This window comes from Acidovorax sp. NB1 (assembly GCF_005405905.1).
In the GTDB taxonomy this organism is placed as follows: domain Bacteria; phylum Pseudomonadota; class Gammaproteobacteria; order Burkholderiales; family Burkholderiaceae_C; genus Acidovorax.
In genome coordinates, this window is the sequence record NZ_BJHU01000026.1 from 37590 (window position 1) to 61283 (window position 23694).

The 23694-nt window shown below is 68.2% G+C and carries 22 protein-coding genes; 8 read left to right on the forward strand and 14 right to left on the reverse strand.

Annotated elements, in window-relative coordinates:
• Positions 1-98: 98 nt before the first annotated feature.
• From AvAM_RS13170 to AvAM_RS13185, 4 genes are all read right to left on the reverse strand, one after another.
• Positions 99-629: a CinA family protein gene (locus AvAM_RS13170; protein ID WP_137747497.1), complete on the reverse strand. Its 531-nt coding sequence runs from the start codon at positions 627-629 to the stop codon at positions 99-101.
• Positions 629-1156: a phosphatidylglycerophosphatase A gene (locus AvAM_RS13175; RefSeq protein ID WP_137747498.1), complete on the reverse strand. Its 528-nt coding sequence runs from the start codon at positions 1154-1156 to the stop codon at positions 629-631. The genes AvAM_RS13170 and AvAM_RS13175 overlap by 1 nt, the downstream gene beginning before the upstream one ends.
• Positions 1157-1322: 166 nt before the next feature.
• Positions 1323-3008 carry a DUF4139 domain-containing protein gene (locus tag AvAM_RS13180; protein ID WP_137747499.1) on the reverse strand — a complete coding sequence of 562 codons (1686 nt, stop codon included), beginning with the start codon at positions 3006-3008 and terminating at the stop codon, positions 1323-1325.
• A 68-nt stretch (positions 3009-3076) separates the two neighbouring features.
• The gene (locus AvAM_RS13185) at positions 3077-3961 is read right to left on the reverse strand and encodes a LysR family transcriptional regulator (RefSeq protein ID WP_137747500.1); all 885 of its coding nucleotides are present in this window, start codon (positions 3959-3961) and stop codon (positions 3077-3079) included.
• Positions 3962-4103: 142 nt separating this feature from the next.
• Between AvAM_RS13185 and AvAM_RS13190 the strand changes: the two genes are divergently transcribed.
• From AvAM_RS13190 to AvAM_RS13200, 3 genes are all read left to right on the forward strand, one after another.
• Complete coding sequence (locus tag AvAM_RS13190) at positions 4104-5144, forward strand: NAD-dependent epimerase/dehydratase family protein (protein ID WP_137747501.1); 1041 nt, start codon at positions 4104-4106, stop codon at positions 5142-5144.
• Between the two features lie 32 nt (positions 5145-5176).
• Positions 5177-6364 (forward strand): Acg family FMN-binding oxidoreductase, encoded by a 1188-nt coding sequence (locus AvAM_RS13195; protein WP_137747502.1) that lies wholly within the window; start codon positions 5177-5179, stop codon positions 6362-6364.
• Between the two features lie 152 nt (positions 6365-6516).
• Positions 6517-7833, forward strand: a complete 1317-nt coding sequence (locus tag AvAM_RS13200) for a ferric reductase-like transmembrane domain-containing protein (RefSeq protein ID WP_171012221.1) — start codon at positions 6517-6519, stop codon at positions 7831-7833.
• Positions 7834-7856: 23 nt separating this feature from the next.
• On the opposite strand, the gene AvAM_RS13205 is transcribed toward AvAM_RS13200, so the two are convergent.
• The 4 genes from AvAM_RS13205 to AvAM_RS13220 all read right to left on the reverse strand — a co-directional run bounded on the left by AvAM_RS13205 (position 7857) and on the right by AvAM_RS13220 (position 10667).
• Positions 7857-8408 carry an RNA polymerase sigma factor gene (locus AvAM_RS13205; RefSeq protein WP_137747503.1) on the reverse strand — a complete coding sequence of 184 codons (552 nt, stop codon included), beginning with the start codon at positions 8406-8408 and terminating at the stop codon, positions 7857-7859.
• Between the two features lie 6 nt (positions 8409-8414).
• Positions 8415-8618 (reverse strand): DUF2892 domain-containing protein, encoded by a 204-nt coding sequence (locus AvAM_RS13210; protein WP_010466405.1) that lies wholly within the window; start codon positions 8616-8618, stop codon positions 8415-8417.
• Between the two features lie 120 nt (positions 8619-8738).
• Positions 8739-9713, reverse strand: coding sequence for a thiamine-phosphate kinase (thiL, locus tag AvAM_RS13215; RefSeq protein WP_137747504.1), 975 nt, complete (start codon positions 9711-9713; stop codon positions 8739-8741).
• A gap of 36 nt (positions 9714-9749) precedes the next feature.
• Positions 9750-10667: a LysR family transcriptional regulator gene (locus tag AvAM_RS13220; protein WP_137747505.1), complete on the reverse strand. Its 918-nt coding sequence runs from the start codon at positions 10665-10667 to the stop codon at positions 9750-9752.
• 112 nt (positions 10668-10779) lie between these two features.
• On the opposite strand from AvAM_RS13220, the gene AvAM_RS25665 reads away from it, so the two are divergent.
• Both AvAM_RS25665 and AvAM_RS25670 read left to right on the forward strand, forming a co-directional pair.
• The gene (locus AvAM_RS25665) at positions 10780-11013 is read left to right on the forward strand and encodes a hypothetical protein (RefSeq protein ID WP_171012222.1); all 234 of its coding nucleotides are present in this window, start codon (positions 10780-10782) and stop codon (positions 11011-11013) included.
• A complete protein-coding gene (locus tag AvAM_RS25670) occupies positions 10995-11393 on the forward strand; it encodes a tautomerase family protein (RefSeq protein WP_171012223.1) in 399 nt (132 codons plus the stop codon). The genes AvAM_RS25665 and AvAM_RS25670 overlap by 19 nt, the downstream gene beginning before the upstream one ends.
• Positions 11394-11435: 42 nt before the next feature.
• On the opposite strand, the gene AvAM_RS13230 is transcribed toward AvAM_RS25670, so the two are convergent.
• From AvAM_RS13230 to apaG, 4 genes are all read right to left on the reverse strand, one after another.
• The gene (locus tag AvAM_RS13230) at positions 11436-12560 is read right to left on the reverse strand and encodes a YbdK family carboxylate-amine ligase (protein WP_137747690.1); all 1125 of its coding nucleotides are present in this window, start codon (positions 12558-12560) and stop codon (positions 11436-11438) included.
• Positions 12550-13809 carry a cation:proton antiporter gene (locus tag AvAM_RS13235; protein ID WP_137747507.1) on the reverse strand — a complete coding sequence of 420 codons (1260 nt, stop codon included), beginning with the start codon at positions 13807-13809 and terminating at the stop codon, positions 12550-12552. The genes AvAM_RS13230 and AvAM_RS13235 overlap by 11 nt, the downstream gene beginning before the upstream one ends.
• Positions 13810-14255: 446 nt before the next feature.
• Positions 14256-16256, reverse strand: coding sequence for a site-specific recombinase (locus tag AvAM_RS13245; protein WP_137747508.1), 2001 nt, complete (start codon positions 16254-16256; stop codon positions 14256-14258).
• Positions 16253-16660: a Co2+/Mg2+ efflux protein ApaG gene (gene apaG / locus AvAM_RS13250; protein ID WP_137747509.1), complete on the reverse strand. Its 408-nt coding sequence runs from the start codon at positions 16658-16660 to the stop codon at positions 16253-16255. Before apaG ends, AvAM_RS13245 begins: the two co-directional genes overlap by 4 nt.
• Positions 16661-16748: 88 nt before the next feature.
• On the opposite strand from apaG, the gene rpe reads away from it, so the two are divergent.
• Positions 16749-17432 carry a ribulose-phosphate 3-epimerase gene (gene rpe, locus AvAM_RS13255; RefSeq protein WP_137747510.1) on the forward strand — a complete coding sequence of 228 codons (684 nt, stop codon included), beginning with the start codon at positions 16749-16751 and terminating at the stop codon, positions 17430-17432.
• Positions 17433-17477: 45 nt separating this feature from the next.
• Here rpe and AvAM_RS13260 read toward each other — a convergent pair whose 3' ends face one another.
• Together AvAM_RS13260 and AvAM_RS13265 are read right to left on the reverse strand one after the other, a co-directional pair.
• Complete coding sequence (locus tag AvAM_RS13260) at positions 17478-19691, reverse strand: HAMP domain-containing sensor histidine kinase (RefSeq protein WP_137747511.1); 2214 nt, start codon at positions 19689-19691, stop codon at positions 17478-17480.
• A 166-nt stretch (positions 19692-19857) separates the two neighbouring features.
• Positions 19858-20556 (reverse strand): response regulator transcription factor, encoded by a 699-nt coding sequence (locus tag AvAM_RS13265; protein ID WP_137747512.1) that lies wholly within the window; start codon positions 20554-20556, stop codon positions 19858-19860.
• 228 nt (positions 20557-20784) lie between these two features.
• On the opposite strand from AvAM_RS13265, the gene AvAM_RS13270 reads away from it, so the two are divergent.
• On the forward strand, positions 20785-22131 hold the full coding sequence (locus AvAM_RS13270) for an SPFH domain-containing protein (protein WP_137747513.1): 1347 nt from the start codon (positions 20785-20787) through the stop codon (positions 22129-22131).
• A 2-nt stretch (positions 22132-22133) separates the two neighbouring features.
• Positions 22134-23654 (forward strand): hypothetical protein, encoded by a 1521-nt coding sequence (locus tag AvAM_RS13275; RefSeq protein WP_249368130.1) that lies wholly within the window; start codon positions 22134-22136, stop codon positions 23652-23654.
• Positions 23655-23694 lie beyond the last annotated feature (40 nt).

Sequence of the window (23694 nt, forward strand, 5' to 3'; positions counted from 1 at the left end):
TCCGTTTCCCAATCATTCGTGCCTAGGCGCGAAGCCGCAGACAGTGCTGTAGCACGGCAAGGCGAAGCAACAACGACACGGATGATTGGGAGACGGAATCAAGCGAGCAGGTGGCCCAGCAGCCGCTGCAGCGCATAGCGCAGCGTGGCCGCGCGGATCGTGGCGCGGTCGCCCCCGGCAAAGTGCTGCATCTCGCTGTGGGTTTCGCCGCCCACGCACCAGGCAAACCACACGGTGCCCACGGGCTTGGCGTCGCTGCCGCCTGTGGGGCCTGCCACGCCGGTCACGGCCAGGCTGACATGGGCGCGCGAGTGGGCCAGAGCGCCGTCGGCCATGGCGCGGGCCACGGCTTCGCTCACGGCGCCTTCTTGCTCGATGAGCGCGGCGGGCACGCCCAGCATCTCGATCTTGGCAGCGTTGGAGTAGGTCACAAAGCCGCGCTCGAACCAGTCGCTTGCGCCCGCGAGGTCGGTGCAGGCCGCAGCGATCATGCCGCCGGTGCAGCTTTCAGCCGTGGCCAGCATGCGCCGCTGCTTCACCAGTTGCAGAGAAATCTGGGTCAGATTGGCCTCTAGCGCCGATGTATCCAGCGCTAGTTGCTCTTGATTGGATAGCGATTTGATCGTCATCAAAACCTCCACACTGCAATGACCAGCAAGGTACAGAAGGCTGCCACAAAGTCGTCCCACAAGATACCCCAGCCGCCGCGCCAGCCAAAGCCCTTGAACAGGCTGTCGGCCCAGCCCACGGGGCCGGGCTTGGCCGCATCAAAAAAGCGGAACAGTGCAAAGGCCACGAGCTGCCCCCAGAACCCCATGGGCATGGCCAGCCACAGCACCAGCCAGAAGGCCACGACCTCGTCCCACACGATGCTGCCCGGATCGGCCACCGCCATGTGGCGCGCCGTGGTGGTGCAGGCCCACCAGCCCACCACGGTGCTGGCGGCAATCAGCCAGCCCATGTGTTGCGGCGACAGCCATTGCTGTAACACCAGGTAGGCCAGCCACGCCCACAGCGTGCCCACGGTGCCCGGCGCCTTGCGCGACAGCCCCGCACCAAAGCCCAGGGCGATGAAATGGGCCGGGTGGCCCAGCAGGAAGGCCACCGTGGGGCGGCGGGGGGCGGAGGAGGGGGTGTGGGGCGGAATGGAGGTCATATCAGTGCAGTGGTCAGCGGTGCGTTGCCGCACACGCAGAGTTTGACACTGGCGCAGCCAAGCTCAGTGCACCCGTGGAACTGGCTCCGCCAGGCCACCGGGTGCGTCCCCCTCCTGCGCAGCGAGAGAGGGGTGAAGGCGCGTGGCGCCTCAGGGGGGGCGTCATCTACTGGCGTTCTAGCAGCTCAATGTCCTTGGGGTAGCGGATGGTGTGCTCGGCGCTGAACTGTGCCGTGGCGCCTGCCGTCAGCGGCTGCTGCCAGGACACGGTGCCGGGCGTGCGGTTCCAGGTGGTTTCGGCGGGCTGGGGCTGGTAGCGCGACTCGACCTCGATCTTCTCGTTGCGCGAGACCGGCGATGCATGCAGCACCTGTAGCGTGATGACCGCCTTGTGGCGGTTTTCCACGCTGTAGGCCCGGCGCGTCTTGCGTTCCACGCGCGAGCCGGTAAAGCCGCTGCTGCCCGTCAGATCCTGCACGGGCTCGGCCCGCACGGTGACCAGTTCATCGCGGCCGAACGACAGGCTGGTGCTGTCCGCCGGGGCGCCTGCGCTGGGCGCGCCAAAGTCGATGCGGCCATTGCCCACAAAGGCGCCGTCGCGGTACAGGCCCGCTGCACCCGCGGGCCACACGCCGGGCGGCTGGGCGATCTGCGCGACCAAATAGGCTGCTTCTTCCATGGCGGGTGCCGTGCGGGTGATCAGCGTGGCGGGGGTGCTGTGGCTGCCCAGCGCCAGCGTCACGCGCTGGCCGCTGGAGGGCACGGTGATGCGCTGGGGCACGGCGAACTCGGTGGCAAACCCCTTGTCGAGGGCGCTCACATCAAACGTGGGCATGGCTTCCTCGGCGGCATTGCGGGACCGCGACAGTGGCGCCATGGCAGGCGCTGGTGCAGGCATCATGGCCACGGCGGCCGCCTGAGTGCCCGCGCCTTGCGGCGGCGCGACATTCAGCCACCAGGGGCGTGGCAGCTGCCCCTGCGTGGCGCGCCCGGGCTGACCAGTGGAGAGCGTGAGCTGCACGCCTGCCCAGTCTTCACCACTGTTCTGCGCCACCAGCGCCTGGCGCTCGATCAGCACCGTGGATTTGTTCGCATCCAGCGTGGCCCGGTAGCTGGGCTGCCAGCCGGGGCCGCGCACCTGGTAGGAAAGGCGCAACTCGGCCTCGCGCTCGGCGGCCAGGTTGATGCTGACCGACACCACCCGCGCACGCTGGCTGGCCACGCGGTCGCGCTCGGCCACCAGGGGTTTGAGTGCCAGTTCCAATGCCTCCTGCTTGCGCTGGAGCTGGTGCGCGCGTGCAGCGCTGTCCTGCCCGGACTTGCGCAGCACCTCGGCGGTGGCGGTGATCTGTGCGGGCGTTGGGGTGGCGGCACGGGGGGCGGTGCTGGCAGGCGCTGGCGCCTCCGATCCCGCGCCGGTTTGGGCCACGCTGCGCAGGTAGCCATCCACCAGCTGCAGGGCCGAGGCCTCGGCCTTCACCCCGGCGATCTGGTCCTCCAGCTCACGGATGCGGCCGTCCAGCGGGCTGGCGCAGCCTGCCGCCACATCGCGGTCCTCGGTGAGCACATTGAACTCGCCCACGCGCACGGCGGGGTCGGCGTTGATCTGCAGGCTTTGCACATCCAGCGACGCGGGCAGGCAGGCCAGCGTGAGGCTGCGGGCGCCAGCGGCCACCTTGGCCACACGCTCCACCGTGGCGCTGCCGGGGTAGACGGTGACGCGGGCGATGCGGGAGGTGTCTTGGGCTTGGGCGGCAGCGGGCAGCGGGGCCAGGACGGCCAAACCCAGGGCCACCAGGGCGGGGCGCGCTGGAAGGCGAAGGAAGGGGAGTGGGGGGCTCACGGGGCGCATGGGGCTCCTTGGGCGCAATGGACAAAGGGACTGGGATGCTAGCAGCCACGCAGCGTGCAGCCGGTGGTTCACAGCACCAGAGGCACCTCTGCCGCCAAAAAGTCATACACCGCCCGGATCTTGCGGCTGGTGCGTATCTCGCGGTGCACCGTGAGCCAGATGGGCAGATCGGGCAGGGGCAGCATAGGCAGCACGGCCACCACGTTCGGGTCGGTGCGGGCCATGTAGTTGCCCACAAAGCCAATGCCCAGCCCTGCGCGCACAGCCTCCCAGTAGGCCATGAGGTCGTCGGTGCGGAACGCAAAGTGCTGGCGCTCCACGGGGTAGCCCATGGCGGCAAAACCTTGCTGGATGTCCTCGTGCCGGTCGTTGCCCACCAGCTCGTGCTGCAGCAGGTCGGGCGGCTGCCGGGGCGTGCCCTTGCGGCGCAGGTAGTCGCGGTGGGCATAGGCGCCCAGCGTCACCGCGCCGATGCGCTTGGCCACCAGGCTGGCCTGGTCGGGGCGCACCATGCGCAGCGCAATGTCGGCCTCGCGGCGCAGCAGGTTGGTGACCTGGTTGCTGGCCACCAGCTCCACCTGCACCTCGGGCAGCGCCTGGCGCATGCGCGCCAGCACGGGCGGCAGTAGCACGCAGGCCACGGGCTGGCTGGCGGTGATGCGCACGGTGCCGCTCACCCCCTCCTCGGCGCCCGACACGCTGCGTGCCAGCTGGTGGGCGCCCATCTCCATGGCGCGGGCTGATTCGGCCAGCCGCAGCGCCGTGGCCGTGGGCAGCAGGCCACGCCCGGTGCGCTCGAACAGCACCACGCCCAGCTGCGATTCCAGCTCGGCAATGTGGCGGCCGATGGTGGGCTGGCTGGCGTTGAGTGCGCGTGCGGCGCCCAGCAGGCTGCCCTGGTCGAGCGCGGCCAGGAAGGACTGCACGAGGCTCCAGTCAAAGGTCTGGTTCATTGCAATAGCGTGCCCGCAATCGGGCAGCAGCGGGGTGGTTGGTGGTATTCATATTTGCATTGCTGGTATGAATGCTTAGCCAATTGTGTAACGGTGTCTGCGTTTCCACAATCGCTCCATCCCTTGTGAATGGAGCCCTGGCATGACCCCCGATTCTCTTTCCCGACCCTCCACGGACCACCCGTCCACCGTGCTGATCCTCGGCGCCCGGGGCCGCCTGGGCCTGGCCGCCACCCGTGCGTTTGCACAGGCGGGCTGGCAGGTGCTGGCCCAGGTGCGGCCCGGCGCGCAGCGCGCCACCCTGCCTGCCATTGCCGGGGTGTGGTGGATGCCCGTGGCGGTGGATGACACCGCAGCACTGGCCGCCCAGGCGCAGGGCGCGCAGGTGGTGGTGCATGCGCTCAACCCCGCCTACACCCACAAGGCCTGGCGCGAAGAAGCCCCCGCGTTGATGGAAGCGGCCATTGCTGTCACCCGCCAGCTGCGCGCCACGCTGATGCTGCCGGGCAACGTCTACAACTTTGGCGAAGCCATGCCGCCCGTGCTGCGCGAGGACACGCCCCAGGCTGCCACGGGCTTCAAGGGCCGCATGCGGGTGCAACTGGAGCAGCGCTTGCAGGCCGCCACGCAAGGGGGCGAGATGCGCGCCGTGGTGCTGCGCGCCGGGGACTTCTTTGGCAGCGGCACCGGCAGCTGGATCGACCAGGCCATCGCCAAGGACCTGCCCCGGGGCCGCATCACCTGGCCCGGCCCGCTGGACGTGGCCACGCCCTGGGCCTACCTGCCCGATCTGGCCCGCACGCTGGTGCGCGTGGCGCAGGAGCGGCACCGGCTGGCCGCCTTTGAGTGCCTGCACTTCGCGGGCCACCACGTCACTGCGCAGCAGTGGCTGCACAGCTTCACGGCCATCGCGGCAGAACAGGGCTGGCTGCCCGCAACGGGCGCGCTGCGGGTGGGGCAGTTGCCTTGGCCCTTGCTGCGCGTGGCGGGCCTGGTGGCGCCCACGTTTGCGGCGCTGGCGGCCATGCGCTACCTGTGGACCACACCGCACCGGCTGGACAACACCCGCCTGCGCGCCCTGATCGGCGACGAACCCAAGACCCCGTTTGACCAGGCCGTGCGCCAGGCGCTGGCAGACCTGGGGCTGGTGGCCATTCGCACGCCCCGTGCCGCGCTGGCCTGACAAGACAACCGTTGAATCACTGGAGCACTCTCATGAACCGTCGCAACTTCATTCGCCTTGCCGGTGGCGGCACCATTGCCGCTGCCACGGCAGGCTCGATCACCGCTTGCGGCACGGCAGGATCGCACTATCCCGCCGAGGCGGTGGAGGCTTGGAACGGCCCGGTGGGCGAGACCGACCTGCGCCGCCGCGCCGTGGCTTACGCCATCACCGCGCCCAACCCGCACAACCTGCAGCCCTGGCTGGTGGACCTGCGCGAGCAGGGCGTGATCACCTTGCGCACCGACCGCGAGCGCGTGCTGCCCCACACCGACCCGCTGGGCCGCCAAATCCTGATTGGCCACGGCGCATTTCTGGAGCTGCTGGTGATGGCGCTGGCCCAGCAGGGTGTGGCCAGCGAGGTGCAGCTGTGGCCGCAGGGCGAGCTGCCCCTGGCGCTGAAAGACTGGGACGACCGCCCGGTGGCGCGCATCACGCTACAGCCCGGCGGCCAGCCCGACCCGCTGTTTGCCCAGGTGCTGTTGCGCCGCACGCCCAAGACCGACTTCGACACCACCCGCCCCATAGCGCCCGAACTGCTGGTGCGCCTGCTGGCCAGCGCCCCAGCCTCCGGGCAGGCCGCATTGCGCGTGGGCGGCACCGTGGCGGCCGACCAGTTGCCCGCATTGCGCACGCTGTGCTGGGAGTCCGCCCAGGTCGAGCTGCTCACGCCGCGCACCATGATGGAAAGCATCCACCTCACCCGCGTGGGCCCGTCCGAAATCCTGCAGCACCGCGACGGCATCTCCATCAACTCGCCCTTTGTGCGCGCCGTGGCCGCGCTGGGCCTGTTCGACCGGACCCAGCCCCCGGCTGAAGGCAGCGCTGCCTACAAAAGCGCCATGGGGCGCTTTGAGGGCCACAGCCGCACGGCCATGGGGTTTGTGTGGATCACCGGCCCCAACACGCGCAGCGACCAGGTCCAGGCCGGGCGCGCCTATGTGCGGCTGCAGCTGCAGGCCACCGCGCTGGGCGTGGGCATGCATCCCATGAGCCAGGCCCTGCAGGAGTTTGCCGAGATGGCGCCGCACTACGAGCGTGTGCACCAGCAGGTGCTGGGCCAGCCCGCACCGCGCACGCCGCACGATGCCACGGTGCAGATGTTCTGCCGCATGGGCTATGCGGCCGACCTGGTACCCGCCACGCCACGCAGGCCGCTGGCGCGCTTTGTGCGGACCTGAGTTCGAGCCTGGCCGCCCTCTGCGCCGAGGGCTGATGCAGATCAACTTTCGGCCACAGGGGGCGGCGCTTTGCCGCCGCTTCACACACCGTTCAGGTGGCGTTCATCGCAGGTTTCTACAGTTGCTGCATTGCAACAAATGGTGGACTGGCGATGTGGAAGAAGGTTTTGGGGGGCTCCCTGGCGCTGGCAGTTGGGGCGTGGCTGATGGCACTGTGGGGGCCCCAGCCATCGCCGCCCGCGTGGGGCGATGTCTGGTGGTGGCGCAACCAGCTAATGCTGCTGACTGGCGTGGCGGCCTGGGCGCTGATGTCGCTGATCATGGTGCTGGCAGTGCGTCCCGCGTGGCTGGAAAAGCCCTTGGACGGCCTGGACAAGAGCTACCGCCTGCACAAGTGGGCGGGCATCGGGGCCATCGTGCTGGCGCTGCTGCACTATGGGCTGCAACTATCGCGCAGCCTGCTGGTCGCCTGGGTTGGGCGCCCGGTGCGCACGCCGCGCGCGGACTGGTGGCTCAACACCTTTCGACACCTGGCTGAGGAGATGGGCGAGTGGGCGGTGTGGTTCCTCGCGGCGATGCTGGTCATCACGCTGTGGCAGCGCTTCCCGTACCACGTGTGGCGCTACCTGCACAAGCTGCTGGCGGGGGTGTACCTGGTGCTGGCGTTTCATGCCGTGGTGCTGACGCCGCCCGCCTGGTGGGCGCAGCCTGCGGGCGTGCTGGTGGGCCTGTGCACGCTGGTGGGGGTGTTGTGCGCCGTGCGCTCGCTGGCCGGGGCCATCGGGCGCAGCCGCCGCCATGTGGCCCGCGTGGTGAGCGTGTCGCCGCAAGGGGCCCGCGTGCTGGAGGTGACTTGCCTGGTCCGCCCCGCCAGCGCCTGGCGGCACACGGCAGGGCAGTTTGCGTTTGTCACGTTTGGCAAGGCCGAAGGCGCGCACCCTTTCACCCTGCTCAACGCCGACCAGGGCGACGGCACGCTGCGTTTTGCGATCAAGGCGCTGGGCGATCACACGGGGCAATTGCCTTTGCAAGTGCAGCCGGGCCAGCGGGTGGACATCGAGGGGCCGTATGGCTGTTTTGACTTTCGCAGCGACAGCGCGCCCGAGCAGGTGTGGGTGGCTGCGGGCATTGGCGCCACGCCGTTCATGGCCTGGTTGGAGTCGCTGCAATCCACGCCCGCGCTGGCGCCCCGGGTGCACCTGCACTACTGCGTGCGCCATGTGGGTGAGGCGGTGTTTGCCGAGCGCATGGCGGCGCTGTGCGCCCACCTGCCCAGCGTGACGCTGGAGATTCACTACAGCGACGACGCAGGACCCGTGACACCGGCTGCATTGCTGGCGGGCACCAGCCCGGCGGCGAGTGTGTGGTTCTGCGGGCCGCAGGGGTTTGCCGAAGCCGTGCGCCAGGGCATGGAGCACCTGGGGCGCCCATCTGCGCGCTTCCATCAGGAGCTGTTTCAGATGCGCTGAGGTAGGTTCTCTGCGCCGCAGCGCTATGTGGCGCCCGCGCGGTCCGTGGGCACCAGGTACTCCCGCACCAGCGCCCGCGCACGGTGCAGGCGGCTCTTGGCGGCCTCGCGCGTCACGCCCAGTCGTTCGCTCATCTCTTCGATGGTCAGCTCCTCGAAGTCACGCAGCAGCAGCGCCTCGCGGTAGATGTGCGGCAGCGAGTCGATGGCCAGGGCCAGGTCGTGGCGCAGCTCGTGGTCGGGGCGGTGCGACCAGGCGAGGTTGTCCTCCACCTGCGCCAGCGGCTCGCCCTTGAGCCAGGCCAGCATGGGGCGCATGCACAGCCGCTGCACGATGCGCACCACCCAGCCGCCGAATGCCGCCACCTCGCGCAGTGCGCCCACGCGGCGGTAGACGATGATGAGGGCCTCCTGCACCACGTCGTCCGTCGCGGTGGTGGCCGCGCAGTGGCGCAGCGCATAGCGGCGGATGTCGGGGCGGGTGAGGCGCAGCAGCTGCTCCATGGCCGCTGCGTCACCGCTGCGTGCGGCGGGCAGCAGCTGGGCCACGGTGGGGGCTGGGTGGGTGGTGGCCATGGGAGGTCACTCGACAGGCTTGCGGCCCACCATGGCACAGGCGGGGCAGTAGCCGAACGCGCCGCTCAGGATGCTGCCCACGCCCGAGGCGGCCAGCGCCAGGCCCAGCGGCGATGCGGCCAGCCACCACAATCCGGCGGCGATGAGGGCCACGCCCCCCACAACGCGCAGCAGGCTTTCGGGGCGGGTGATGTTCTTGCGGTACAGCATGGTGATTAGCTCCTTGGTGGGGTGACGAAGGCGCCAGCACAGGGCGCCTTCCCCACCAAGAGCAGCCGGTTGCGCAAAAGGATTCATGGTTTGCAAAAAATTTTTGCTGGCCACCATCCCTCACCGGAAATGGTCGAACGAGGCATAGTGGTTTTCCACCGCCTGTCCCTGTGCGTCCACCAGCTGCAGGCCGGGCTCGGCCAGCACCGTGCCGATGCGCGTGACGGGCGTGCCGCTGGCTTGCGAGGCGGCGGCTACGGCATCGCGCCGTGCGGGCGGGGCGGTGAAGGCCAGTTCGTAGTCATCACCGCCCGCCAGGGTGCATTGGCGGAAAAATTCAAGGTCAAAATGGCCGTTTCCGCGCGATGGACATGCCTTTTCAACTATCAAATTGGAAGTAATGTGGGTATCGATGCGCGCGCCCACGCCCGAGGCCTTCAGGATGTGCGACAGGTCGCCCAGCAGGCCGTCGGAGAGGTCCATGGCGCTGCTGGCCACGCCGCGCAACTGCAGGCCCAGGGCCACACGCGGCGTAGGGCGCTCCAGCCGCTCTCGCGCGCGGGCCAGCACCTCGGCGGGTAGGGCGATATGGCCGAGCAGCGCCTCCAGCGCCAGCCGGGCGTCGCCCAGCGTGCCGCTTACATAGATGTCGTCACCGGGCCGTGCGCCGCTGCGCAGCAGGGTCTGGCCGGTGGGCACCTCGCCAAACACGGTGATGCAGATATTGAGCGGGCCCTGCGTGGTATCGCCGCCCACCAGTTCGCAGCCATGGGCATCGGCCAGCGCCAGCAGCCCGCGCGAGAAGCCTGCGAGCCACGCTTCATCCACCCGGGGCAGCGACAGGGCCAGGGTGAAAGCGAGCGGCTTGGCGCCGCAGGCCGCCAGGTCCGACAGGTTCACGGCCAGCGCCTTGTGGCCCAGGGCTTCGGGGTCCACGTCGGCAAAAAAGTGGCGGCCCTCCACCAGCATGTCGCTGGAGACGGCCAGTTGCATGCCGGGCGCGGGCGCGATCAGCGCGCAGTCGTCGCCCACACCCAGGGCCGCCTTGCGCACGGGACGGGTGAAGTAGCGGGCAATCAGGTCGAACTCACCCATGGCAATGCTCGGCAATCCAGAAAAGGTCAAAAAGGGTCATGGGTATCCAGCACCGTTGACTTGCGGAGAAAACCACTGCACCCAGTGGTCGATGCAGGCCTGGATCTTGGGCAGCCGGTGCCTGCGCGTGAGGGTGATGGCGTGGATGGGCGTGGGCTGCAGGTCCACGCACTCGGCCAGCACGGGCGCCAGCAGGCCCTGGCGCACGAGGGGATCGGCCACCACCGTGGCCAGGCGCGCGATGCCCAGGCCCTGCAGCGCCAGGCGCGCGGTGATGGCCGTGCTGCCCGAGCGCCAATGGCCTTCGGCCACCAGCACCTGGGGCGCGCCATCGACCAGAAAGGGCCAGTGGTTCAGAAAAGCCACCGCGCTGTTGGTGATAAGCCGGTGCTGGCGCAGGTCGCCCGGCTGCTGCGGCACACCCCGGGCTTGCAGATAGCCCGGGGTGGCGTACAGCGCACGGGCCAGCATGCCCAGCGGGCGCGCCACCACGGTGTCGGTCAGCGGCGGGCCGGTGCGGATGGCGATGTCGATGCCGTCACGCGCCATGTCGGCCATGCGGTCGTCCACCACCAGCTCCACGCGCAGCTGCGGGTGTTGCTGCTGCAGGCTCTCGAAGCTGGGGATGAGCAGGTGCTCGGCCACCACCGAGCTGGAGGCTACGCGCACCCAGCCGCTGGGCTGGCCGCTTTGTTGGGCGAACTCGCCTTCCAGCTCGTCGAGCGTGCCGGTGATGCGGCGACAGTAGTCCAGAAAGGTCTGCCCCTCGGCCGTGAGCGTGAGGCCGTGCGTGCTGCGGTGGACCAGTCGCGCGCCGCAGGATTGTTCGATGCGCGCCAGCGTGCGCGAGACCTGGCTCACCGGTGCATCGCGCTCGCGCGCCACGGCCGACAGCGAGCCCAGGTCGGCCACGCGGGCAAACAGGTGCATGTCTTCAAAGCGGATGTCGCGCATCGGGCAATGGTAACGGCGGGGCTTCGCATGCCGCGCAAAACGGTATTGCCCCACGGGCCGTTTCCGCTGTGCGCCACGCTGCCTACAGTGGCTCCACCCCGAAAGGAATGCCATGCAACCCCACCTGCACCCCGACGACTATCAGCGCATGCGCGATGCCGCCAAGCGCCACGCCCTGCAATTGCGCCAGGAGGCGATCCGCGATGCCCATGCCTGGGTGGTGCGGGGGCTCCTGCGCCTGACCCGACGGGTTCTTCATGCGCTGCGGACCCGGTCTGCACCCGCAAATCCGTCCACCACCCCATCCACCCTGAAGGCCGTGACACCATGCCCACCCTTGTCCTGAAACTGACCCCGTTGCACAACCCCGAGCGTTACCAGGCGCTGGCCAGTGCGCTGACTGACCTCACGGTCCAGCTATTGGGCAAACGCCGCGAGGTGACGGCCGTGGTCATCGACGACCTGCCCGCCGCGCGCTGGCACATTGGCGGTGCGCCCGTGGCGCAGCCCACGGCTTTGCTGGAGATCAGCATCACCCAAGGCACGAACACCGAGGAAGAGAAGGCCGCTTTCATCGCCGCCGCGTTTGCCGAGTTACAGCGCCAGCTGGCGGGTGGTGGCGCGCTGGCTGCGGCCAGCTACGTGGTGGTGCGGGAGCTGCCTGCCAGCGACTGGGGCTATGGCGGGCTTACGCAGCAAGCGCGCAGGTTGGCGCTGGCTGCGTGAGATGGCGAGCTCGCGCGAGGCGACCAGCGCCGGGGGCGCGGATCAGACCGCTGCGCCGCGAAAGCGCTGCGCCGCCTGGCGGCTCACCTCGGCCAGCAGCTGCTCTTCGCTCTGGCGCTGGCGCAGCCAGCGGGCATCGTTCTGCCCCGCCTCGACCTCGGTGCGCAGCATGTGCATCGCGCTCGACGCGCCCTGCACGGCCGCGTGGCCTGCGATCTTGTCCATGGTGCGCAGGATGTGCTCGCGCAGCGGCATGTGGTCGCCCGTGGCCGGGTCCACATACACCGCGTCCATGCCAAAACGGCAGGCCTGGAAGCGGTTGTAGGTGTAGACGAGATAGTCGTCCTCTTCGGGCATGAAGGGCTGGTCGGCCAGGAACCAGGCGCCCAGCGACTGCACGTAGCCTGCGAGGGCAGCAGCGCGTTCGATGGTCAGCGGCGTGTCGAACACGCGGATCTCGATGGTGCCGAACTCGGGCTTGGGGCGGATGTCCCAGTAGAAGTCCTTCATGCTTTTGACCACGCCCGTGCGTGTCATCTTGTCGAAGTAGTGCGTGAAGTCGTCCCAGGTCAGCGCCATGGGTGCACGGCCTGACAGCGGGAACGCAAACACCGAGTTCAGCCGCGCTGAATCAAACGCCGTGTCCTGCCCCTGCACATAAGGGCTGGAGGCCGACAGTGCAATGAAATGCGGGATGTAGCGGCTCATGCGGTGCAGCATCAGCAGTGCGGCATTGGCATCGGGGCAGCCGATGTGCACATGCTGGCCGAAGATGGTGAACTGCTTGGAGAGGTAGCCATACAGCTCCGACAGCTCGCGAAAACGTGGCTTGTCGTAGATGCGGCGCTCGTGCCATTGCTGGAAGGGGTGCGTGCCGCCGCCCACCACGGCAATGTTGAGCTTGTCGGCGCTCTTGACCAGCGCATCGCGGATCGGCGTGAGCTGGCCCAGCACCTCGCTGGCCGAGTGGCAGATGCCGGTGGAGATCTCGATCATGCTGTTCGTCATCTCGGGCACCACGCTGCCGGGCAGCGGGGTCTTCTTCATGAGGCGCAGCATGTCCTCGGCGTAGGGCGCGAGGTCGTAGTCGTTGGTGTTGACGAGCTGCAGCTCCAGCTCCACGCCCAGCGTCAGCGGTTCGGAATGGTTGAAGGCTTCAAGACTCACGGTGGTTGTCTCCATGGTTGGCACGGGTCAGCGGCGCCCAGGGTTTGGAGCTTTCGCCCGCACGGTAAATGGCCACGGTGGCAATGACGGCACCAAACACTTCCATCAGCAAGATAGCGGGCAAGGCGACGCCCGCAATGACGTGTCCGGTGGAGGGCGACGCCAGCACGAACTGCGAGGCGATGAGCAGGGCGATGGACGACATGGGGGTCATTGCGCAGCCCACCCACAGCGCCTGCTTCCAGCTCGCGCCGCTGCCCACGTTGCCCAAGGCCACGCCCAGGGCCTTGGCCAGCAGGCGCACGGCAATCAGGGCCAGCACCACGCCAGCCACGGGGGCGCTCCAGTCGGCCTGTGCGGCCACGGTGGAGACCAGCACAAACATCAGCATGGTGAGCAGTGACGAGGCATTGCCCAGCTGGCGCGGCCAGGCCCAGGGGCGGGGGTTGAGCTGCTTGAGCAGCATGCCCCCCAGCAATGCCGCCAGCGGTGCCGAGCCGCCCATGTGCGCGGCCACGGCCGTGCCCGCCGCCACCAGGGCGAGGAACAGCATGGAGGTGTTTTCGCTCGTGGGGCTCATGACGCGCAGCGCCATGCGCAGCACCAGGGCCAGCACGGCTGCCACCACAATCGACACGCCCAGCACCACCACCACGGGCGAGACGGTTTCGAGCACCGTGAGGCTCTGGCGGTTGATGAGTTCGGCCTTGGCGCTGCCCAGCGTCAGGGCATACAGCGTAGAGAGCGTGGTGAGCACAATCGCGCGCTCGGTCACAGGCCCGGCCGCACGGGTGTCGGCCACCACGCGGGTGAGCACAGCGGGCGATGCGGCCAGCGCCACCAGCGCCAGCGGCCCGGCCACCTGCGTGGGCAGCTGCAGCCACACCAGTACCCAGTACACGGCAAAGTAGGTCAGCACCGACTCGGCAATGCTCTGCACCAGCACCATGGGGTTGTGGCGGAACCAGCGCAGCGGAATGCGTCCGCCGCATTCAAACAGCACGATGGCCACGCCCAGCTCCAGCAGGAACAGGCCGATGCCTTGCAGCGGCCACACGGCGCCACTGAAGCCGGCCAGGCCCGCCAACGTGCCCACCAGCGAGTAGCCCACCACCTTGGGCAGGCCGGTGTGGCGCTGGGTGAGATAGCCCGCCATGGCGGCCACGGCCAGCAGCAGCGACCATTGCACCGTGGGCAGCCCGGCCGAGGGGCGCAGCCACTGCGCCCAAAAGCTCAGGATTTCATTCATGTCATGGGACCTCTGCGTCAGACGGGCAACGGGTGCCCGGTGGTGTGAAGGGGCAGGCACACAAGCCCTCCGCCAGGGGGAGGGGGTGTGCTTGGGAGTAGTCCCCCGAATTTACAGGCGGAAACACATCGCCCGTGTAGGACAGGGGCGGTGCTTGCTGCGGCCGGCCTTGCTACTAAGAGCCTGTTCAAAGTCTTTTTGGAGATCGCATTGGAGTGCAATCGGGATGCGTGGATGCTTCGGATGCACCGCATGGGCTCGTACCTATGCAAGCACCCGAGGCTTCCAATCGCCCGATTTCACTCCAACCCTTCGGGCAAGTGCCTTGCCGGGCGGTCTGCGGCGTTGCGGCGCTTGTGGATAGCCGTGCTATCCACTGCACACCGCGCCTTGCATCCCATCCCGGCAAGGCACTTGTGCGACCCCAACAAGACCTTGAACAGGCTCTAAGAAGCGCTGGCGGGTGTGTTGCGCGCGGGCTTGAAGAAGCTCAGCGGCGCAGTGCGCATGCGCGCGCGGATGGCCGCGTAGATGCGCGAGCGGTCCACGCCGCTCACGTTCTGGGCGCGCAGCGCAAGGCGGAAGGCCAAGTAAAAGCTCACCGACACGTTCAATGCCCCCAGGAACGGCAGCGAGGCCACGGCCCACCAGAAGGCGGGCATCTGCAGCACCTGCAGGCCCAGCGTGGCGCTGGCGGCAGCCACCTGGCCCGTGGAAAGCGTGACGTGGCGCACGTCCAGCCCCAACCCGAAGAATGCGGCAAAGACGGGCACCAGGCCCAGCATGAAACCGAGCGAGATGTTGGCCGCAAAACCCGAGAGGTTCTCGCGCAGGAAGCGGGCCCAGCGTGTGGCGCGCTCGGCCCCCAGCAGCCGCGTGATGCGCGGGTTGTAGTGCATGGCCGAGTCCAGGCGGTGCAGCACGAACCAGTTCTCCGTCCAGCCCGCAATGATGCTGGACGCAAACAGCAACACCCCGGTGAAGGCTGCAAAGAACAGCGATGGGCCGAGCAGGTGCAGGGACTCGAACACATGCTCGGCCTGCTTCTCGCTGATGGCCGGGCCTCCGGTAGCCAGCGCAATTGCCGTGGCCAATGCCAGCACGGCCGGGAACACCACCAGCACATTGCCCAGCACGGCCGCCACCTGAGAGCGCACCAGGTGCGTGATCTCGTCCACAAAGGACTCGATGGCATCGCCCGAGCCCAGCTCCTTGAGCTTGGCCGCCATGGCGGGCGCTGTCATGGCGGGCTGTTTGGTGGCCACCGTGAAGTGCAGCAGCTGGATCAGCACAAAACTCACGGCGTAGTTGACGCCTGCCATGAACCCACCCCAGAACGCTGACAGTGCCAGGGCATAGAGGCCGAACTTGGCCATGGTGGTGAAGGCCATCAGTGCACCACCGCCTGCCGCCTTTCTGAGCATGGAGCTGTATTCGGCACCGGTGCGGGTGATGTAGTGCTCGCCGGTTTCGGCACTGCGCTCAGCCACCTTGGCCGCCAGCAGGGAGGAGTTGGCGGCGAACAGGGCACGCAGGCTGCGCCGCTCTTGCCCCACCATCACCAGGTGCGCCATGAGGCGTGCGGCGGTGACGGCCGGTTTGGGCGACAGCAGGCAGTCGAGCAGCTCGCGCACACGCAGGATGCGCTCGCGCAGCTGGCGCAGGCGAAACACCAGCCCCACCGAGATCCCGTTCTGTTCAAAGTGTGCGTACACGGTGGCTGCTGCGGCGCGGCAGGCCTCCAGTCGCTCGCGCAGGCGCTGGGCGCACTCGTTGAGGCGGTCGGGCGTGCGTAGTGCGTGCAGCACTTCCACGCGCAGGCTTTCCACGTCACGGATCAGGGCGTGAAAAGGCTGGCCTTCGCGCGCGGATTCGGTCATGCGCAGCCGCAGCTCTGGGGCGAAACCGGTCGAGAGGATCTGGCCTGCGCAGTAGGTGATGGCATCCAGCAAGGCCCGGTGCCAGAGCGTGGCGCCGCCGGTGGGGCCTTCGGTGTCGGCGGGTGCCAGCAGGCCGACCAGGCGGTTGAGCTGGGTTTCGTCGAGTGCAGCCAGCCATTGCGCGTCAAAGGCGCTGGGCAACGCCAGCATGAAGAGCTCGGATGCATCGATGGTCTCGGGGCTGCCCGGCAGCAGCTTGGTGCGCAGCCGCTCGGCCACCTCGCTGGCCAGGGCGGTGCGGGGCGCAAAACCAAAATCGGCCAGCAGGGTGGTGATGTCCACCTGGTCCACCAGCGTGGCCCACCAGGCCTGCAGCCGCTGCTGGGTGTCTGGGCGGGCCGCCACAGTGTCCAGGAACAGCTGCACCCGCTCCAGTGATGCGGGCACCGAGTCGCGCTTTCCGCGCACCCAGTCCAGCAGATTGATGAGCCACAGGTGGCGGTGGGCCAGCTCGGCTGCAGGGTCCAGCGCTGCGAGCAGGCTGGCCAGGTCTTTGGGCGTGCTCAATGGAGCACCCGACCGCTCAGAGGATTGCCTGAAGGTCCTTGGCCCAATGCTTCCAGCACAAAGAGGGGCACAGGGGTGTTGAAGGGCGCGCCATCTTCGGCCACGCAGTGGAAGGTGCCATGCATGGTGCCGCTGGCGGTGCGCAGCCGGCAGCCGCTGGTGTACTGGAACGACTCGCCGGGCTTGAGCAGTGGCTGCTGTCCCACCACCCCCAGGCCCTTGACCTCTTCGGTGTGGCCCCGGGCGTCGCTGATGATCCAGTGCCGGGAGATCAGCTGCGCAGGCTCTTCCCCGGAGTTGGTGATGGTGATGGTGTAGGCGAAGCTGAACACCCCGGAGTCCGGCGCAGACTGCTCGGGCAGGTATTCGGGCAGCACTTCCACGTCAAACTGGTGCTTTGGCATGGGGCGAATGGTAACGCTGCAGGCCCATTTTCTGGGGACTTGCAGCCCCCAAAGCCCCACGCTTTCTGCGCTTTGCGACAATTGGGGGATGAGCCGCACATTCCAAATCGCCCCCTCCATCCTCTCTGCCGACTTTGCCCGCCTGGGTGAAGAAGTGCGCAACGTCATTGCCGCTGGCGCCGACTGGATCCACTTCGACGTGATGGACAACCATTACGTGCCCAACCTCACCTTTGGCCCCATGGTCTGCCAGGCCCTGAAGCCCCATGCCAAAACCCCTGCGGGCGTGGCCGTGCCGATCGACGTGCATCTGATGATCCAGCCTGTGGACGCCCTGGCCGCCGCGTTTGCCGATGCGGGTGCGGACTACATCAGCTTCCACCCCGACGCCTCTGGCCATGTGCACCGCAGCATCCAGGCCATCCGCTCCAAGGGCGTCAAGCCCGGCCTGGTGTTCAACCCGGCCGAGCCGCTGGATGTGCTGGACTGGGTGATCGACGACATCGACCTCATCCTCATCATGAGCGTGAACCCTGGTTTTGGCGGCCAGAGCTTCATCGACTCGGCCCTGCGCAAGATCGAAGCCGTGCGCAAGCGCATCGACGCCTCGGGCAAGGACATTCGCCTGGAAGTGGACGGCGGCATCAAGACCGACAACATCCGCCGCGTGGCCGATGCGGGCGCCGACACCTTTGTGGCGGGCAGCGCAATTTTTGGCAAGCCTGACTACCAGGGCGTGATCGACGCCATGCGCGTGCAGTTGGCTGCCTGAGGGCCGGTTGAGGCGGTACTGGGTAGCCCACCACGGGCGGTGGTGCTATCCCAGCCGCTGGAATGTCAGCACAAACGCCACGCCCCCCTCAGTGTTGCGGGCGTTGATGGTGCCACCCATCTTGGCCATGTAGGTCTTGGCCACGAACAGGCCCTGGCCCCTGTGTTCGCCCTCACCCAGAGGTGTGGGGCTGGTGGGGTCTGATACGCCCAGTTCAAAAATCCGCTCCAGCAGGTCTTCGGCAATGGTCGAGCCCTGGTTGTGCAGCGTGGCGCTGGCGGTGGATTCTGATGCGGTGAGCGTCAGCGTGATCGGGCTGCCCGTGGGGCGGTAGCGGTCGGCGTTGCGCAGGATGTGGGTCACCACGTCTTCGAGTGCAAACTCGTCGGCGCGCACGATCACCGGGCCTGGCTGGTCAGTGCTTGGTGCATACACCACATTCATGATGCCTGCAAAGTGCGCGTTGTCGGCCACGTTGCGCAAGAAGGCATCCAGGTCCAGCCGCCCTTCGGGCACATCGGCAGCCTGCAGCGCCTCGGCGGGCGATGCAGTGCCATAGAGCACATGGATGGCCTGCTGCATGCGCTGCACGTAGCGGTTGCCGGGGTCTTGCGGGCCGTTCAGCGCCATCAGAGACTGCAAGGGCGACATGATCTCGTGCCCCACGGCGTGCCACATGTCGCGCTCTTGCTGGGCGCGCAGTTGTTCGCGTTGCAGGTCGTCCTTCACGCGCTGCAGCAGGTCGGCCAGGCCGCCAGCCAAAATGCCCAGCTCGTCCGATCCGCGCAGGTCGGACACGTCCAGGTCGCCCAACCGGGGCCCGGTGTGGCCGGGCTGCACGTTGTATGACACCGCAGCGGCGCGGCGGGTGAGGGCCGTCACGCGGCGGATCAGGCCCACTTCCACCACCAGCCAGGCCAACGCAATCGCCCCCAGCATGGCGCCCAGGTACCACGACAGGCGCGTGGCCACAGCAGCCAGGCCCTGCTCCACCCCGCGCAGGTGGCCGGTGAAATTGACCACATAGTTGCCGGTAGGCGTGTCCAGAATATCCAGCCCCGTGGGCGCTACGGGTGTTACCGCCGCCGGGCCCACGCCTGCGGCTTCCAGCGGCAGCCAGCGGATCAGGCGCAGCAGCCAGGGCGCTGAGGGCTCGGCCTGCACTTCGACGCCCTTGAGGGTGATGGCGCTGGCCTCGTCGCTGCCCATTTTGCGGATCTGCACCCGCTCGCCCGGCAGCAGGCTGCGCGAGAGGTCGCCCAGCGATGCGGCCAATTGCGCACCGGGCGCGTTGCTATCAAACAGCGGCCTGGCGTCTTCGCCCGGCGCCAGCATCTCCACCCGCACACGCATTTGCCCCAGATCCTCGGGCGGCCAGACCAGGCGCTCGTCCTTGCGGAACAGCGCTTCGCGGAACAGCTCGACGGGCAGGCGGATCGAGTAGTGGGTGCGGCGCAGGCAGTCTGTCGCTGCAGCCTCGCCAGTGAGGGCGCCAGCAGAGGTGCCAGTGGAGGCTTGGTTGATGGGGTTTGGCGGCAGATCACGGCACTGGCCGTTTTGCCACAGCCAGCCGCGAAAGTCGCGCACGGGCCGTGCACGGGCATCGAGCTGCGGTGCGCCGGTGTCCACAAACCCCGTGAGCCGACCGCGCACCGCCGCACTGCCTTGTGGGGGCATGGCTTCGTACGGCGCAATCCAGCGGTAGGTGGCGCCGCGCATGTCCAGGCTGATGCGCGCACGGTGCGCCTCGGCGGGCACCAGTGCGCCGCGCTCGCGGGGCGTCAACTCGCCCGAATAAAAGCTGCCCACCAGGTAAATGAAGCCGCCCGCGTACGGGTTGTTGCCAATCGCCGCGCATACCGAGGCCCCATCGGGATACTGCACCGAGCAGCCCGCCATCTCCACCGCCTGCTGCGATTTTTGCGGGTCGTCAAAGTCGATGGCTGCGTAGGGCAGCAGCAGCGGCGCCAGCGGCGTCACGCCCTGGCCCAGGTGGCTGGCGTTGAGCAGTGCCAACTGGCCCGAGGGATGGCGCAGCCGCGCCATGACCTCGGCCTGGCTGCGCACAAAGCCATGCTGGTAGGCCTGCCAGGCGCGCTCTTTTTCGTCCTTGAGCACCACCACGCTCAGCGCCACTGTGGCCAGGGCCAGCAGCACAAACACACTGCGCACCAAGATGCGCAGGCGAAACGCAGGCAGGCCCAGGCGGGGCATTTCCAGGCGTGATATTTCAAGTGCGGGGTGCAGTAGGCGTTTCACTCCATTCCTCTCGCGTGAAAGTACCGTGCAGGGCGGCCAAAACTGGCGCGGCCCAGGCCAGGGTCGCCGCGCAAGGGCCGCCCCGCCGCGCTGGCGGCGTCCCCCTGCCCGCATTGCGCAGCCATGCGAGAGCGGGGGGAAGGCCCGCAGGGCCTCAGGGGGGTGTTCACCTTCCCGTCCAGCGGAAACCGCGCATGGGCACGTTTTCTATTCCCTCAAACCCAGGATCGACTTCACGCAGCGCCTCGCGGATGGTACTCACATGCTTGCGCACGTTGTCGCGGTTGCGGCCGCTTTTCACCACCTCGAACAGTTCGTCGTAAGACACCACCTCGCCACTGCGCTGGTGCAGCGTGGCCAGGATGCGCTGGGCCGTCAGGGGCAGGTTGATGCGCTCGCCGCGCCAGGTGGGGGTGCGTTGCCACAGCGGGTCCAGCACCAGTGCGTCGCCCACCGGGGCAGGGGCTGCGCTGGCCGGGGCCTGCGCCTGCGTGGTGCGCAGGATGTCGAGAAAGGTCTCGATGAAATCGGCCTCTTCAAACGTGGTTTTCTGCAGGTAGTCCCACGCGTCCAGCGCTTTCATGATGCTGCGGTAAATGGCTGCAGGCATGGCTGACACCACCAGCACCGGCGTGCCCTGGCGCAGCTTGTTGATAGCGTTGATGAGGGCCACGCCCGCATGGCGCTCGCGGCCCAGTTCGATGTCCAGCACTACGGCGTCGTAGTGCTCGCGGGCCAGCGCGGTCTCGGCCTCGTCGCGGGTGAACCACTGGTCGATGACGATGCCGCTCTTGGCGCTGCGTATCCACCCGGCCAACTGGTTGCTGGTGGGCAGGTCGTCTTCGATCACGGCAATGCGGGTCATGGGCAGGGCGGGCAGTAGGAGGTGGACGGATTATCCCGGCGCCCCGCGCGGGCCGGTGTGAGTTTTTCTTCCGGGGCCGGAAGGTTCGTGCGGGCGGTGTGAGCGCATTGGGGGCTGCGCTGCATTGTTGCTTCCGGGGTGGATCCGAACAATCGGTCCTCAATGAGTCAGCCACTTTGACTGCTCAGAACCGACAACAACACCGAAACCACCTGAGAGAGAAACACCATGAAAACCACCTGGAACCGCATCGTGCAGACCCTGAAGGGCCGTCGCTCTACCCCCTTGCCTGAGGCGGGCACGGAACCCGTGATGGACGCTGATCTGCAAGGCATCCCTCCCACGACGGGCACCGTATCGGCCACCCCGTTGAACTGGGCTTACCTGCTGCCCACGGCCCGCACGGTGCGCTGGCTGACCGCTGGTGCCGTGGTGGCTGCAGCGGGCCTGATGGTGTATCGCAATCCGCCCGTGCAACACCTGGCGCAAGGCGACCTGGGTGTGCGCCTGAACCAGTTCACCGGCTCTGTGAGCCTGTGGCGCGATGGCAGCGTGTGGGTGGTGCCCGGCTTGCACACGGTGCGGGTGTTTACGCTGCGCGACCAGAGCTACCGCCCCGAAGCCATGCGCCAGGCCACGGGCAGCGCGCCGCTCCAGTCGGTCGAAGGCCTGTCGCTGGGGCTGGATCTGAGCGTGCGCTATGCGCTGGACCCCAACTCGCCCGCGGTGAAGGCTGGCAACCTGCCCGACAACGTGGGCGCCGACATCGTCGAGCCCGCTGTGCAAGGCCTGGTCTACAAGGTGTTTGCCCGCTACACGGTGCGTGAAATTTTCTCGTCCAAGCGCGCCGAGATTGCGCAGATCATCGAAACCGAACTGCGCGCCCGTCTGGCGGCCGATGGCGTCACGCTGCGCAGCCTGCAGATTGGCAAGGTAGACCTGCCTGCCGAGTACCGCCGGGGCATGGACAGCCTGCTGGCTGAAGAGCTGGCCTCCGAAAAAATGCGCTACACGTTGGAGCTGAAAGACAAGCGCGTGAAAGAAACTGAGCTGGACGCCAACGCCGACAAGGTACGCCGCGAAGTGGCTGCCGAAGCCGCCGCCCGCGAGCAGGTCATCGCCGCCAAGGCCCAGGAAGAAGCCATGAAGCATGTGCTGCCCTTCAAGCAGCGCCAGATCGAGCAGCGCCAGCTGGAGGCCGAAGCCGAGCGCGTGGCCCGTGTGAAGGCCGCCGAAGGCAACGCCCAGGCCCGCCGCATCGAAGCCAACGGCGAGGCCGATGCCCGCCAGAAGCTGGCCGAAGCCGAGGCCTATCGCATGGACCGCGTGGGCAAGGTCAACGCCGAGCAAATGGCCCGCGAAGGCGCGCTGGTGACCAAGCACCCGCTGCTCATCCAGAAGACGCTGGCCGACAAGCTCTCGGACAAGATCCAGGTCATCATCGCGCCCCCGCCCACCAATGGCGACTTCATCGGTGCCGCGCTGTTGGGCGGCAACCGCAATGCCCAGGCCGGTGCCGCCCAGGCTGCAGCCGTGGCCGACGATGCCACCACCACCCAAGCCGTGGAGCAGTGAACATGAACGCCACCCTCGCTACCTTGCTGGCCGCCGTCGCCAGCGCCGCAGTGACCGTGGCGGCCGAGGCCGCCCCACAGCCATCTCCCAACGCCCAGGGCAGCGCCATCGTGGTGCAAGACCAGGCCAGCCTGCGCGCCGCCCCGCGCGACGGCGCCCAGCAGCAGGCCAGCCTGTGGCAGGGCGAAGTGCTGGAAGTGCGCGGCGAGCGCCTGGACTACCTGCAGGTGTGGGACCACAAGCGCGAGCGCGGTGGCTTCATCCGCGCCAGCGATGTGCGCCGCGTGGCCCTGACCGAGGCCGAAGGCCCCGCGCTGCTGGCCGTGATGCGCTTTGTGCAAGACGCGCCGGGCGCCGAGGCGCTGGGCATTGGCATGACTGCCGCCTACCTGCAAGCCGCGCCCGCCAAGGCTTTGGCTGGCGTGGAGGGCGCGCAGGCCTTCGACGCGCTGGGTACCTTTGCAGACCGGCTGGCCCGCCGCGCCTCGGTGGCTGTGCCGGGCAAGGCCTCGGGCGCCACGCTGTCGGCCCACCTGGATGTGGCCAACGGCTATGGCGTGCGCTTTGCCACCTACGAGGTCGAAGGGCGCATGCAGGTCTGCTACGAGGGCGAGGCCTTTCGCCGCCTGCTGGCCATGCCCGTGGCCGATGCTGAGCAGCGCGCCCGCGCCGCCCTGGCGCTGACCCGCCCCGAGTGCATCAACCCCGACCTGCCCGCGCACGAACGTGCCAAGGTCACCACCTGGCAGGCAGAGGTGCTGGAGCGCGTGGACGTGGCCAACCTGCCTGGCTACCTGCGCAACCGCGTGCAAATGCGCCGCGCCAGCGTGTGGGGCGCCGCCGCCTTTCAACAGGCGCGCAAGAACGTTGCCGACCCCGCGGTGGCCGCTGCCGCTGCCCGCGCATTGACGGAACTCAGCGGCGTGAGCAAGGCCGAACTGCCCGACGAAGACCAGGCCGCCTACAACGACGCCGCCATGCGCGTGAGCGCCGTGCGCTGGGCCTTGGTGCCTGCTGTAGCGACCACGGCCGCCGCCGGCGCCCGCCCCACCCTGCTGACCGAACCCGGCGCCCCGGGCGAAACCTGCGTGCTGCTGGTGGACGCGCAGCACAACGCCAAGGCCCCGTTGCTGCGCCGCTGCACCTACGGCGTGGTGTGGGCCGCATCGGCCAGCACCAACCGCGAAGGCACGGCCGTGGCCCTGGCGGTGCAACCGATGGAAGGTTGGCGCGAGCTGTGGGTGCTGCGCAAAACCGAAGGCGGCTGGCTGGCCGATGTGCTGCCCCCCGCTGCCACCACGCCCGAGACCGGCGTGGCTGAATGGGCGGGCTGGGTGCCCGGCGGCCAGCAAATGCTGGTGGCCCGCGAAGCCCGGGGCCAGGGCCGCTACCGCAAGAGCTTTGAAGTGGTGCGGCTGGATGGCCTGACCACCGAGCGCGTGACCGGCGATGTGACCGCGCTGCCCCTGTTCCAGCGCTGGCAAGACCCGGCCTGGAAGCGGCAGACGCTGAGTCTGCGGTGATTGGGGCTTGGCGGAATAATCCGGGCATCCCCACCCACCA